The following is a 13,526-nucleotide window of genomic DNA, read 5'->3' as shown; positions in this document are numbered from 1 at the left end:
TGCGCCGCGGCATGTTCGATCTCATCCGGCCGAGCAACGGCCGGTAACGGAGAACGCGGCCGGGGTACGAACGCAGCACTCGTGGCGGCAGTGGCGAGTGGCTCCCCGGCTGCCTCACATCAGCTGCCGCAGGTCTCGCAACCGGCACGCAACGATCACGCTTGCGCCGCAGTGCGTCCTTCTTGCGTCCTGGACTTGACCCTCGAACAACCTTAGGTAAGCCTTACCTAAATCTTGCTGTGAGCGTTCCGGGAGTCATCTGTGTCCACCTTGCCCTCCGAGTTGCCTGTGTCCGCCCAGTCGGTGCCCGCCCGGCGGCTGGGGCTGTACGACACATGGTGGACAGTGGCCGCTGCCTCGCTCGCCTCATGCCTGGCTCTCTCGGCGTGTGCCTGGATATCCCTGCACTTGCGGGTGGACGCCACCCTCCATACAGCGGCTCTGTTCCTTCACCTGGCCTCTCTCGTGCTCGGCTTCGGAGCCGTCATGGGCGCCGACTACAACGCACTCCTTTACCTCACCGGGCGATGCACCCTGCAGGATGCCCTCAGTAGCACGGCACGCCTCCATATCCCCATCTGGACGGGGCTTGTCGGTCTCGTGGTCAGCGGTGTCATGCTCCATCCGAACCTCGGATCGGCTCCCACTCGCATCAAGCTGGGACTGGTTCTCGTCCTCACCGTGAATGGCCTGTACGCCGGTCTCTTGAGTAGACGCCTGACGCAGCAGGACGCCACCCCGCCCGCGAGACGCCTGATGATCTGGGGAGCCTCGACAGCTCTGGTTTCTCAGATCTGTTGGTGGGGGGCCATGCTCATCGGCTTCCGCAACAACCAGCGCTGAACGGGAAGCCGCGGTTCTGTCCTCAGCCGTCGAAAGTCAGCCACGATGGCGGGCGTCTCGAACGAGCACCCCGCCACGTGTGCTTCAGCAACCCTGTACCGGCCCTGGCCACGCTTCCGAGGGGCAAGCCGCAAGCACGAAGAGCCGTAGGACATGGACGGTCAGCAAGATTCACAGCGGTTGCTGTACTCCGCTGCTGTACATACGTCAGAGGCCCATTCACGATCACGTGAATGGGCCTCTGACCAGCGTCGGGGTGGCGGGATTTGAACCCACGACCTCTTCGTCCCGAACGCGATCACGGCCGGCATGGCCTTGATCCTGAGCACTGCCCTGCGCGTGCGCAGTCCTGGACCGTCCGTCTCAATCCGGAACGGGTCGCGGTTCGACCGCTCCATTTGGCCCCCCGGTTTGGCCCCCCTATTTGCCCCCAGCGGACCGGGGCCCATGGCCCGTTAGAGGCGGGCCCAGGCATGTGGCGAGCCGAGCCGGCTACCTACGGATGTGCACCGTGATCTGCCATCCAGCGGCAGCGGCGACGATCGCCGTCCCGAGCGGTACGTTCGCAGTGAGGCCGATCGCCGCGCCAGCCGTAATACAGAGGGTCGAGAATCCGATCTGGGCCCAGGCCAGCGCGCTTCCGCCGGCCTCAGCGGCCCCGGTCGGTGCCTCCGGGCGGTCGTGCTGGTCGCCCGGTCCTGGGGTACGTTCAACAGTGCTCAATGTAGAAGTTCCTCGCTTCTCTGAGAACCGCAGGCACCAGGGCGCTGTGCTGCCAGGCCGGTTGCCCTGGCGCCTGCGTAACCTTCCACGGTTCGGAGCCCGTTGACCTCTGACCCCTTGCCGCTCACCTCAAGGTTCGCCTCAGATTTCCGCCCGGTCGGATAGACTGTCAGACGGATTGATCCTCATGGGCGCTGAGTTGACATTGAATAGATAAACATGACGTGGCACACATGCGGATCAATCCGTAGCGCTCAAAGGGGAGGGGAAAGTTGCCGCCGAAGGACGGGAAGGTCGAGGTTCGGCTGGAGGCGCTACGTGAACTACGGCGTCAAGAGCTGCCGGCCGTCAAGGCTGAGGCGCTGCGTCTCTGGCAACACGGGCGTCAGCCGGCCGGCATTCGCGTGCGACGCGGGTACCTCCGGCGCGACAAACTCAAGGCCGTAGAGGACGAGCGGAAGCCCTTGCCGATGGAGGAGCGCCCGCTTGCGGCGCGCATGATCACCCCCAAGGGGGTCGCACTGAAGCTGCACCTCATGCTGTTGTTCGCCGCGCAGTGCTCTGCAAAGCCCGGTAGGGCATGGAAGAACCCGTACCCCGTGGAGCCGACGCCACAGAGTGATCACTCATGGATGGGTTTGATCGCGACCATCGCCAGGTATCACGGTCCAGGGATCCAGGGCGCCTCGGTTGCTACCAATAAGCGGCGGCAGGTCACGGAGGCGCTGAAGAAGCTGGAGGGGCTCAACCTGATACGCCCCACCAAGGGCCCTGGCCGGGGGCGGCAGGGCTTCGACTTGTTGCACGAGAACGGGAAGAGCACGCCAGCGGCCGGAGTGCCGTATACGGTGCCGACTGACACCGAGCTATTCGTGGACGTTCCTCGTGAGTTCTTCACCGAGGGTTGGGTGCATGTCCTGACGAACAGCGAGATCGCCGCACTCCTGATGTGGCTTGATGCTCTGAGGTACGACCGAATGGGCACCTCTGACCCCTCGCTGTTCGTCACGAGGGTCACGAGTGCGGTGAGGCAAGGGGCTTACGGGCTGGGGCGAGAGGCCTACGAGACGCATCAACAGCTCGATGCATTTCAACTCCTCGACGTGCTCCGGCCTGAGAAGCGGCACCACGACGGTAGGTGGCAAGAGTTCGCCCAGGACAGCAGCGATCTGGCTTGCCACCGCGTCGCGTTGAACCCGGGCGGGTTCAGTCGAGATGCTGGCGAAGTGGTTCAAGATGTGCTGCAACGCAGGGACGCTCTTGGGACCTGGTCGCGTCCCCTGAATGCACCGCGTCGCTACTTGACGATCACGCTGCACAAACCCGAGCGTGGCCCGAACGATCGCCGTGAGGGACGACGGAGCGATTTCGACCTCGAACGGAAGTATGGGATGGTCGTCGACAGTCATGAGTGACGGGCTGCCTCGTTTGGCCTCCTATGCGCGCCTGTCACCCGCTAGTTGTGGCAGCTCACGGAGGGCGTGTGCGGCCAGCGCGTGGTCAGTCGGCGGAGCCGCGGGCGGGCAAGGCTCGCGCGGACGGCTACCCCAAGCCTCCTCCGCCTCCACCCAGGCGGATCACGCGGAGCCGATTCGGCCAGCTCTTGAACCGGGACCACAGGACGAAGCACTGTGAGGTTCGTGGCCAGGTCGTGCTGGTCTCCGATGAAATCCGACATGCCTCGCAAGGGTGGCTTTCGGGACTCGAACTCGAGACCTACGCCTTACGAGTTGTCCGGTCTTGCTCCTGGGGCGTCCGGGGTCGTCCGCGGATCGACGTACGACGGACGACGGCGGACCCCCTTGGAACAGGAGGCAATTGGGACCATGAATGAGACCGTGGCACCAGCAGTGCAGGCCCGGTGCTGCCATAATCGGGCACTAGGCGCCAGGGGGCATGGCTGATCAGCCGGGGAAGGGATTCAGCTTGGGTCTGTTCAGACGCCGTGGCAGCGGCGGGCCTGGCTGGATCACGGATCTGCCGGGTGCGGGCCAAGCAACGCAGCGCTTCTACCAAGGATTGATCCAGGAGTACATCGTCCGTATGCGCAGCTTCGAAGCTGCGGGCCGGGCCCCGGGACCGGCAGGGACGTGGGACCTGGTGGGCGATATAGCCTCTCTCCACAACAGCGCCGTGCGCGTTGCCGAGCACCGGACGGGCCGAGTGGACGTGACGCACCCAGAGGTCCAGGAAACGCTCCGGATCGCACTTGACCAGTACGCCGCCCATTACAACGTCCGGGGTGGGCTCGTAAGGGCCTGGGGAGTAGCTAAGGCGTTCAATGAACGCTTCTCTTCCGGCTGGCAGCGCTCGGAGCAATACCGCATCGGATGGTGGGAGGAGCGGCCGATTGCTTTTGCCTGCATCCTGCACCCAACCAAGGAAGGCGCACCCGTGGTCGACGGCATCCTGCTTTTTGATCACGACGTGTACGAGTTCACACCCGATGCGAGTACTCAATCGCAAGTCTACTGGAACAGAAGCCAGGTCCGTGAGGCGGAGAAACCAGAGAGAGGCGCGACGGCGCTACACCTGGATCCGACCACCGGATACTCACGTGCCGAGGTTGCTGGTTCGGCGCGCGTGCTTCTGGAGACCCCGGCAGGTCCACTCTTCACAGACCCCAGCAAGCCTCGCCACGTCTGGGGCAATGGGTAACGGGGCTCGATGGGCTGAGGACCATCCGCCGGGTTTCAAGACCGGCGCTCACCCGCTCGGGGAGCCCTTCCTGACCTGGCCCATACGGCTCTACCTGCGCCGCAGGAGACGCCATCCTGGCCACAGTTGGTCATGGAGGTCGATTCAGAACTCTCGTCGGCGGACCCAGCTCCACGTCTTGAGGGCGCAACGCCCTTGCGGAGATGGCAGATCGCCAGGCATCCTGCCAGGTTCGCCTCCTGAGCCCGTCCTTGCTCGGGTCTCATGCACCTGGTTGGAGGGTGTCCATGTCACCAGTCCGTTTCCCCGAGCTGTACGACGCGTGCTACGCCCTGGCGGCCAGGCTCATGAAGGAGTTGGCCAAGGACGGGACCACGCCCCAGATCCATGAGGGTGTCAACATGTGGCGCTGGCACCGGGCGTCTCAGGAGATGTTCACTCCAAAAAGCATCAGAGAGTGGGACCCACCCAGACTCTGGTGGAAGGGCTTCGAAGAATTGGAGGAAATGCGCCAGCTCCGCTCCGTCGTCCAGGGCCATCTTGCGCTGGCTTCCCGTGTTGACACTCTGGTGGGGACGGCCTTTAGCGCCCATCAGCGCGAACTCGCAGGATTGATCCGATCTTTGGTGTACAACCTGGTGCTGGCAAATGGATCTTGGACTTTCGAGCAGGAGACCTTCGACGTCGCATACGAGCTGCTCGAGGCCGACCTAGTCGTCGCCACCGTAACCTTCACCGACTTCACCCCCCTTCTCGGGTTCGATGGGAGCCAGGACATCGAGGGCGAGGAGATCACAAAGGGCGTCGTACTGCGCAGGATGACGGACAAGGAGATATCGGTCGCAGTACAGCGCATGGCCACCCCTATCGAGCAGTACTTCACCACCCAGACGATCCAGGTCTCCCGCTTCAACCAATGGGCTTTGACCGCTGAACACACCCACCCATTCCTGACGGGCGACGACAGCTTCACCCCACCACCTGCAGCGCCTGTGCTACCGATCTACACGGACGTCCTTCCATCGATCGTCGCTGCTATTCGGCTGGTCTGCGGCGGCTCGGCCACCACCGGCTACGCCATGCGTACCGATTCGCTCGGACAGGGTTACTCCGTGGCTCTGACACCCATCGGACCAACCGATCCGCTCCGCCCGACCTTCCTGGCCGGCAAGGCGATGCTGGATCAAATCCGCTCCGCCTACGAGCACCTCACCAACCCGGTCGTCACGGCTGACCGTCCGCTGTCCACAGCCACGCGTCAGATCGTGCTTGCCGGGTCCCGAGGCCTCGTCGAGGACAGAGTGCTCAACCTGATCACAGCAGCTGAGGCGCTGTTCATTACGCGTCTCAACCTGAGGGACCCCGCCGGTAGGAAGTCGATCCTTATCCAATCCGGTGCCGCTGACATGTTGACCGGGGATCAGACGCTCGGCGGGCCTGCTGCGGAGAACATCAAGAAACTGATCGAAGCCATCTACCGGTGGCGCAATGCGGAAGTCCACGGCGGCAAACATCCCACCGTCCCCCTCCGACGGCTCGATGGGACCACCACCGACGACCTCTCCGCCGTGGCCACGGACCTCGACGCCATGATGCGTCGCGCCCTACTCCGGACGCTGAACGACGCCATCCAGGGGCCAGGACGCCCCCAGCGCCGACCCCGGCGGCAATCTGCTCGTTCCCAGGCGGGCCGCAGCACCACGTCAAGAGTCGGCAGTCGCCACCATCGACGTCGCAATTGATCACCTTAGCGAGTCACGGGTCTGCGCGAACGGTCCCCGGTGTTCTGGTATAGGTCCAGGTCGCCGAGGACCGAGGCGATGAATAACCCGGGAAGATTGCGACTGCGTCCGATCGCCCCGCGGTGCAGCTCATGAACCGCTGAGCCCTCAGGCAAGATCGATGCCTAGTTCTGTGTCCGGCCGACAGAACGGGCACGGCGCGATATTCGGATCGGTGAGCGCAGCTCGCGCCTCGTTGGCCCGGATGGGGTGGGGAGTGCCCTCGATCATGGCGCAGTCGGCCATGTGGATGAATGCGGGCTCGGGCCCGGCCGGTGTCCGCTTCTGCTGGACGACGAAAGCAGTCTGCACGGCTGGCGGCCTGAAGTGGGGCAACTGTCCACCACCCTTGACCTTGCGCCTTGGCCGCTGTTGTCGTGGGCTCTCAGCTCGAAGGAGGGCCGCGAGGACGGCATCCCGCTGCAGCCGCAGGTAGATGGCAACGGTCTCATTCTCGGCAAGCCGCTCCTCCAGATAGGCAAGGATCGCCCGCAGTCGGCGCGGGTCAGGCGGCAGCAGGGACATGGCGCGCACCATCCCCGCTCAGATTGAGGCCGCTCACTGTCCGCTCCTTCCGGCCCGACGAGGGGCGAGCAGCGCCGCGGTCGGCCGGCGGGTCGGGGACCACGGTCAGCGTGGTCACGGTCGCCGGGGCGGCACTGGCCAAGGCCAACACCGCCCGCCGCATCTGCTGGTGCGCGCCGACCGACCACAGGGCGAGCAGGGCGAGGAACGGGCCCATGGGGATCAGCGGTCCCCACACCACCTGCACGATGGTGATCAGCAGGTTGATGAACTTCACGACCGCCATCAGCGGCGTGCATCGGCAAGAACCGCTCGATGGCGCACAAGCACCTGATCCCGTTTATCGGCAAAGCCAAGCTGAAGACCTCAGCGCAGACGACGTTGACGATTGGCTGGACGGCCGGGCCGAATTCCTGGCGACGCGCAGTCTCCGGGACCTGCTCGCCATCCTGCGCCGCTCCATCGAGCACGCTCAGCGCAGGGAGAAAGCCGCGCGGAACGTCGCCCTGCTCGTCACCGCTCCAGAAGGAGGGCCCGGGCGTCCCAGCAAGGTATTGAACCTGAAGCAGGCGGAAGCTGTGCTCGCCGCGGCTCGCCCCTCGCGGCTGTACGCCTATCTCGTGCTCTCACTGCTCAGCGGTGTCCGCACCGAGGAGGCGCGGCCGCTCACCTGGGATCACGTCTTCCTGGAGACAGATGACGACACCCCGCCTCACGTCGCCGTGTGGCGATCGGTGCGCAAGCACGGCGAGACCAAGACCGGGAAGAGCCAGCGGACCATCGCTCTACCGAAGCAGGTGGTCGACGTGCTGGAGGAACACAAGCGGTGGCAGAAGCAGGAGAGGGCATCTCGGGGGATGGAGTGGAGTCCGGCCGGTCGCGTCTTCACGACGCGGTCCGGTGAACCGCTGGACGCGGCCAACGTCCGGCGGGACTTCAAGGCCATCGTGAAAAGGGCGGGGCTGGCCCCTGAGTGGACGCCGCGCGAGCTGCGGCACAGCTTCGTCTCGCTGCTCTCGGACCACGGCATCCCGCTGGAGCGGATCGCCCAGCTTGTCGGCCACACCAGTCAGGCGACCACGGAGGCTGTCTACCGGAAGCAGCTTCGGCCGGTCATCACCGAGGGTGCGGAAGCCATGGACGTGATCTTTGCTCAGCGTCGCGGCGAGGCGACCGCCTGCGAGGCTTGATCAAAACCCTTTGGCCCCCTGTTTGGCTCCCAAACACGACAGAGGGCCTGGTGCAACTTGCACACCAGGCCCTCTGACCAGCGTCGGGGTGGCGGGATTTGAACCCACGACCTCTTCGTCCCGAACGAAGCGCGCTGCCAAGCTGCGCTACACCCCGGTGTCACTGCTTGTCGCGGCGACGTCGTTTACTTTAGCCCACTGGTGGCCGGAGACGAAATCCGGTTTAGAGGCGGCGGCGGACCGGGGTCGGGCGGGCGTGGTCCAGGGCGACCAGGAGGGTTGCCAGGCCGTAGGCGGCGAGGCCGACCAGGAGGGCGTTGGCCAGGGTGCTGCGGTAGCCGTCGGTGCCGGCGTCCAGGAAAGGGTAGAGGTAGGCGGCCGGGCCGGGCGGGGGGAGGAAGGCCGCTCGGGTGAGGTAGAAGACCAGGTAGGCCAGGGGGTAGAGGAGCCAGGTCGCCGCGTGGCGCAGGCGCAGGCGGCCCGCGGGGGTGAGGAGGAGCAAGTCCAGCAGGGCCGCTGCGGGCACCACCGTGTGGAGGAGCTGGAGCGTCGTCCACTGGGCGTGCCAGCGGGCCGGAGGTGCGGTCGCGTCCGTCATGGAGAACGGAGGCGTCGTGTGCGCCAGCAGCAGGTGGTAGACCAGCGCCGCGACCAGGGCGTAGAGGAGCGTGGCGCCTGTCACGGATGCCGGCAGGGGGCGGCGGGCCCGCCATGCCCTGGACGCCGACAGGAGCATGACTGCGGCCAGGAGGATGTTCGTCTGGACGCTGAAGTAGGCGAGGGCGCGGGCGGGGGTGCCCAGGAGCAGTTCCAGGCTCACGCCGGCCGCTGCTGTCAGGGCGATCACGAGGCGGCACACCGCTGCCAGCGGACGGCGGACCGGGGCCAACACCGCCGTGGCCGGTACCGGGCCGGGCTTCAGGTAGGGCGGGCCCGGTATCGCGGGGAGATCCGGGATGTCCCTGGGTATCGGGGCGGTCATGCCCTCACGCTAGGGAGAAGGGGGAGGTGGGGCGATATGGGGCACTCCGTGTGGGTGACAACCCGGCCCGGCGCACGCTCCCGGCCGGCGCAGGCCCGCGCACGCTCCCGGTCGGCACAGACCCCCGCACGCTCCCAGCCGGCGCAGGCCCGCGCACGCTCCCGTCCGGCACAGACCCCCGCACGCTCCCAGCCGGCGCAGGCCCGCGCACGCTCCCGTCCGGCACAGATCCCGCACGCTCCCGTCCGGCGCAGAGCCTGACCGGTCGCTGGCTTCGGTCGGCGCACGCCCGCCCCGGACGGTCGCGAGCCCCGCTCCGTAGGCGGCCCCACCCTCGGTCGTCCGAGGCTCATCGCCCAGGCCCAGGCCGGTGACGCTCAGACCCCAGCCCCCAGCCCCCAGCCCTCAGGCTCCAGCCCCAGCCCCAGCCCCAGCCCCGGGGCCCAGCCCCCGACTCCCGTCCCCAGCCCCGAGACCCTCTACTCCCGCCCCACCAACGTCAGCAGTGTCGCCTCCGGAGGGCAGGCGAAGCGGATGGGGGTGTAGCGGTTGGTGCCGCAGCCTGCTGAGACGTGGAGGTAGGCGGTGTGGCCCTCCGCGGTGTGGGTGGAGAGGCCCTTCACGCGGTCGGTGTCCAGGTCGCAGTTGGTGACCAGGGCGCCGTAGAAGGGGATGCAGAGCTGGCCGCCGTGGGTGTGGCCGGCCAGGATCAGGGGGTACGCGTCCGCCGTGAACGCGTCCAGGACGCGCAGGTAGGGAGCGTGGACGACGCCCATCGAGAAGTCGTACGTACCGGACGGGCCCCCCGCCACGCGGGCGTAGCGGTCCCGCTTGATGTGGGGATCGTCCAGGCCGGTGAGCTCGATGGAGACCCCCTCGACCTTCAGGACACCGCGCGTGTTCGTCAGGTTCAGCCAGCCCGCAGCGTCGAAGCCGTCCCGGAGGTCCTCCCAGGGGTTGTGGATCACGTCCACGGCCGGCGCGTTGCCGTTCAGGCCATGGCGGCCGCTGGCCTTCTCGAGCAGGTAGCGGGCCGGGTTGCGGAGCCTGGGGCCGTAGTAGTCGTTGGAGCCGAAGACGTAGGCGCCGGGGAACTCCATCAGCGGCCCCAGCGCGTCGAGGACCTCGGGGACGCCCTCGGGGTCCGAGAGGTTGTCGCCGGTGTTGATCACGAAGTCGGGGCGCAGACCCGCCAGCGACCGCAGCCAGCGCTGCTTCTTGCGCTGCCCGCCGACCATGTGGATGTCGGAGACCTGCAGGACGCGCAGCGGGGGCATGCCCGGCGGGAGCACGGGGACCGTCACCCGCCGCAGGCGGAAGGAACGGGCCTCGAAGCCTGCCGCGTAGCCGAGACCGGCGGCGCCGGCCGCCAGGATTCCGAGGGGTACTCCGTATCGCGCACGCATATGACCATCGTGTCAGACCCGGCGGTCGCCCCGGGACCGCAGGCCCGTCAAATCAAGGGGCGTACGCACGGTCGTACCTGCGACAATCGACGGCATGACCACCACGCTCAAGTCGAAGCTGCAGGAAGACCTCAACGCCGCGATCAAGGAGCGCGACGAGCTGCGCTCCTCGACGCTCCGGCTGACGCTCGCCGCGATCACCAAGGAGGAGGTCGCGGGCAAGGAGAAGCGGGAGCTCTCCGACGACGAGGTCCTCAAGGTGATCACCAAGGAGGCCAAGAAGCGCCGGGAGGCGGCCGAGGCCTTCGCGCAGGGTGGTCGTGCGGAGTCGGCCGAGCGGGAGAAGGCGGAGGGTGAGGTGCTCGCCGCGTACCTGCCCAAGCAGCTGTCCGACGAGGAGCTGCACGCGATCGTCGCCCAGGCCGTGGAGGAGGCGAAGGCGGCCGGCGCCGAGGGGCCGCGGGCCATGGGTGCCGTCATGAAGATCGTCAACCCGAAGGTGGCCGGCCAGGCCGAGGGCGGCCGCGTCGCCGCCGCGGTGAAGAAGCTCCTCCAGGGCTGACCTGATCGCGCCAGGTCCGCGGGGCCCGAGCGGTACGTCAGGGCGTACACCGCCCTGTTGACGCTTCCGTCCACGACGGCGGGGCCGCACCCCATGTCCGAGGTGCGGCCCCGCCGTCGTGGCGGAAAGAGGCTCAGCCCCGCTGGCCCCCGTTCCTGTTACCGCCGTTGCCCTGGCCCTGGATGATGTTCTCGGGGATCGAGAAGGTCGGCGTCGGGAAGGCGCCGCCGGTGGTGTCACCCGTGGTGTCCCCGGTCGTTCCCCCGTCCGCCGGTCCCCCGATCAGTCCCCCGATCAGTCCCCCCGTGTTGTCCCCGTTCTTGCCCCCGTTGTCCCCCCGGTTGCCTTTTCCCTGGCCGTCCCCGTGGCCGTCGCCCTTGTCGTCGGGAATGTCGACCAGGTGGAAGTCCTCCACGGGCTTGCCCTCCAGGGCGCCGGTCATCATGTCGCGCCAGATCGGCCCGGGGACGTCCGCGCCGTAGACCTTGTCGTGCGGGATGCCGCCGATGGTGATGTTCACCATCTGGCGCCGGTGCATGGGGTCGCCGACCCAGACCGCGCCCGCCATGTTCGGCGTGTAGCCGACGAACCAGGCCGCGTAGCGCTTGTCCGTCGTACCGGTCTTGCCCGCGCTCGGGCGGTCGTTCAGGCCGGCCTGCTGACCGGTACCGTCCTCGACCACGCCCCTGAGCAGGGTGCTCACCGTGTCCGCGGTCTTCTCGGACATCGCGCGCGAGCAGGTCGACTTGGGCACCTCCAGCGACTTCTTCTCGCTGCCGATCCGCTGGGTGATCGACTCGATGGCGACCGGGGTGCAGTACATGCCGCGCGCGGCGAAGGTGGCGTAAGCGTTCGCCATCGTCAGCGGGGACATCTCCTGGGTGCCGAGCGCGATGGACGGGGCCTGGTCGATCTTGCGGCCGTCGGCGCGCTGCACGCCCATCTTCTTGGCCATGTCGATGACCGGGCAGATGCCGATGTCGCTGATCAGCTGCACGTAGTAGGTGTTGACCGACTTGGCGGTCGCCTCCTTCATGCCGTACGGCCCGTGCTCCGAGGTGCTCTCGTTCGTCAGCTTGGCCGGCTTGGCCGGGTCGTTGCGCCAGGTCTTGCCGTCGCACGCGGACACGGGACTCGGGTAGGGCATCTCGTACGGCGACGAGTACTCCTGCGTCGCGGGCTTGCCGCCCTCGATGGCCGCCGCTGCCACGATCGGCTTGAACGTCGAACCGGGCTGGTAACCGGCGCCGCCGCCCATGCTCTGGTTCACGGAGAGGTTGATCTGCGTCTCGTTCTTGCTGAAGCCGTACGGACGCGACTGCCCCATGCCGAGGATCTTGCCGGTCCCGGGCTCCACGATGGTCGCCGCGGTCGCCACCGCGTCGCTCTTGTACACGTGCTGCTTGATGGACGCCTGCACCGACTGCTGCGCCTGCGGGTCCAGCGTCGTACGGATCGTCAGGCCGCCCTTGTTCCACAGCTTGGCCCGGGTCTCCCGGGTCTTGCCGAAGACCGGGTCGTTCAGGAAGACCTCGCGCACGTAGTCGCAGAAGAAGCCGGCGCCGTCGACCGCCGTGATGCAGCCGTTCTTCGGCTTGCTGGGGTGCAGGCCGAGCGGCTTCTCCTTGGCCCGGTCGGCCTCCGTCCGGGAGACGTCGCCGACCTCGGCCATGCGCTGCAGGACGGTGTTGCGCCGCTTGATGGCCTCGGCCTCGTCGTTCACCGGGTCGTAGCGGCTCGGGGACTGCACGATGCCGGCCAGCAGCGCCGACTCCTGCAGGTTCAGGTCCTTGGCGTGCTTGGAGAAGTAGCGCTGGGCGGCCGCCTCGACGCCGTAGGCCTGCTCGCCGAAGAAGGTGATGTTCAGATAGTTCTCGAGGATCTTCTTCTTGCCGAGCTTCTCCTCGATCTGGATCGCGTACTTCAGCTCTTTGATCTTGCGGCCGAGCGTCTGCTGGGTGGCCTCGGCGACCTTGGTCGGGTCGTCGCCGGCCTCCTCGATGAAGTAGTTCTTCACCAGCTGCTGGGTGAGCGTGGAGGCGCCCTGGGCGACCCCGCCCTCCTGCGCGTTCTTGTTCAGGGCGCGCAGGACGCCCTTGAGGTCGATCGCGCCGTGCTTGTAGAAGCGCGAGTCCTCGATCGCGACGATCGCCTTCTGCATGTACGGCGAGATGTCCTTGAGGTCCACCACCGTGCGGTCGCGGGAGTAGACGGTCGCGATCTGGTTGCCCTGGCTGTCCAGTATCGTCGTGCGCTGGCTGAGCCGGGGGCTCTTGAGGTTGGCCGGGATCTCGTCGAAGCTCTTGACCGATCCCTTGGCCGCGAGTCCGAGCGCGCCGGCCGCGGGCAGCGCGATGCCCGCCATCACGGCTCCCGCGAGCACACTGACACCGAGGAACTTGGCGGCCTGCTGCGTAGTCGAGAGACCACCGCCCGAGCGCTTCTTTGGCATGAGGGCAGCCTAATCCGTACTGATGAGCGTTCCGGGGGAGCGACCGCTTCTCGGGATGTTTCGGGTGCCGGATCGTGACACGCCGAGCGGTTCGTGCGGGTACGTGTCACGGCACGGCACAGCGGGACGCCTACCTTCTCATTCGCCGGACAGGCGTACAGGCCTTGGCCTAAGCTGCTCTCAACTGTCACAGCAGCGCGGCCACGTATCAATACGTCCGGCGAACCCGAATCGTTCTGGAAGTAGCCCAACTTTTTTGCTGGGGACGTGTCCGAATCCGCCTTGTGTGTCATCTGGTGCCCGATGTGGCGCACCGAAGCTGTCCCGGTTTGCCGGGATGATCACGCATGTCGTCAGCTCACTCCCGCGGGTGATCTGCCGCTAACCCATAGTCCGTTCGGGCC

Annotated in this window: 11 protein-coding genes and 1 tRNA gene; 6 read left to right on the top strand and 6 right to left on the bottom strand. The window is 66.9% G+C overall.

Annotated elements, in window-relative coordinates; all coding sequences use genetic code 11:
- Positions 1 to 261: 261 nt before the first annotated feature.
- The 4 genes from ACZ404_RS16870 to ACZ404_RS16855 all read left to right on the top strand — a co-directional run bounded on the left by ACZ404_RS16870 (position 262) and on the right by ACZ404_RS16855 (position 5,966).
- The gene (locus ACZ404_RS16870) at positions 262 to 843 is read left to right on the top strand and encodes a hypothetical protein (RefSeq protein ID WP_468440423.1); all 582 of its coding nucleotides are present in this window, start codon (positions 262 to 264) and stop codon (positions 841 to 843) included.
- Between the two features lie 995 nt (positions 844 to 1,838).
- On the top strand, positions 1,839 to 2,981 hold the full coding sequence (locus ACZ404_RS16865; RefSeq protein WP_468440421.1) for a hypothetical protein: 1,143 nt from the start codon (positions 1,839 to 1,841) through the stop codon (positions 2,979 to 2,981).
- Between the two features lie 481 nt (positions 2,982 to 3,462).
- A complete protein-coding gene (locus ACZ404_RS16860) occupies positions 3,463 to 4,224 on the top strand; it encodes a hypothetical protein (protein WP_468440419.1) in 762 nt (253 codons plus the stop codon).
- Positions 4,225 to 4,511: 287 nt separating this feature from the next.
- Entirely contained in the window at positions 4,512 to 5,966 is a 1,455-nt protein-coding gene (locus ACZ404_RS16855) for a hypothetical protein (RefSeq protein ID WP_468440417.1), read from the top strand.
- Between the two features lie 147 nt (positions 5,967 to 6,113).
- On the opposite strand, the gene ACZ404_RS16850 is transcribed toward ACZ404_RS16855, so the two are convergent.
- Entirely contained in the window at positions 6,114 to 6,530 is a 417-nt protein-coding gene (locus ACZ404_RS16850) for a DUF6233 domain-containing protein (protein WP_468440415.1), read from the bottom strand.
- On the bottom strand, positions 6,511 to 6,816 hold the full coding sequence (locus tag ACZ404_RS16845) for a hypothetical protein (protein ID WP_468440619.1): 306 nt from the start codon (positions 6,814 to 6,816) through the stop codon (positions 6,511 to 6,513). The genes ACZ404_RS16850 and ACZ404_RS16845 overlap by 20 nt, the downstream gene beginning before the upstream one ends.
- On the opposite strand from ACZ404_RS16845, the gene ACZ404_RS16840 reads away from it, so the two are divergent.
- Entirely contained in the window at positions 6,779 to 7,720 is a 942-nt protein-coding gene (locus ACZ404_RS16840) for a tyrosine-type recombinase/integrase (RefSeq protein WP_468440413.1), read from the top strand. The two genes, ACZ404_RS16845 and ACZ404_RS16840, sit on opposite strands and share 38 nt — an antisense overlap.
- 83 nt (positions 7,721 to 7,803) lie before the next feature.
- On the opposite strand, the gene ACZ404_RS16835 is transcribed toward ACZ404_RS16840, so the two are convergent.
- The 3 genes from ACZ404_RS16835 to ACZ404_RS16825 all read right to left on the bottom strand — a co-directional run bounded on the left by ACZ404_RS16835 (position 7,804) and on the right by ACZ404_RS16825 (position 10,108).
- Positions 7,804 to 7,877: transfer RNA gene (locus ACZ404_RS16835), tRNA-Pro, on the bottom strand.
- 66 nt (positions 7,878 to 7,943) lie between these two features.
- Positions 7,944 to 8,702 (bottom strand): Pr6Pr family membrane protein, encoded by a 759-nt coding sequence (locus ACZ404_RS16830; protein ID WP_468440411.1) that lies wholly within the window; start codon positions 8,700 to 8,702, stop codon positions 7,944 to 7,946.
- 479 nt (positions 8,703 to 9,181) lie between these two features.
- Positions 9,182 to 10,108 carry a metallophosphoesterase gene (locus ACZ404_RS16825; RefSeq protein ID WP_468440409.1) on the bottom strand — a complete coding sequence of 309 codons (927 nt, stop codon included), beginning with the start codon at positions 10,106 to 10,108 and terminating at the stop codon, positions 9,182 to 9,184.
- A gap of 94 nt (positions 10,109 to 10,202) precedes the next feature.
- On the opposite strand from ACZ404_RS16825, the gene ACZ404_RS16820 reads away from it, so the two are divergent.
- Complete coding sequence (locus ACZ404_RS16820; protein ID WP_468440407.1) at positions 10,203 to 10,670, top strand: GatB/YqeY domain-containing protein; 468 nt, start codon at positions 10,203 to 10,205, stop codon at positions 10,668 to 10,670.
- 133 nt (positions 10,671 to 10,803) lie between these two features.
- Here the strand turns inward: ACZ404_RS16820 and ACZ404_RS16815 are convergent, their stop codons facing one another.
- Entirely contained in the window at positions 10,804 to 13,122 is a 2,319-nt protein-coding gene (locus ACZ404_RS16815) for a transglycosylase domain-containing protein (RefSeq protein ID WP_468440405.1), read from the bottom strand.
- Between the last annotated feature and the right edge of the window lie 404 nt (positions 13,123 to 13,526).

Source organism: Streptomyces sp. NPDC030798, assembly GCF_055572275.1.
This window is presented reverse-complemented; position numbering and strand designations above follow the sequence as displayed.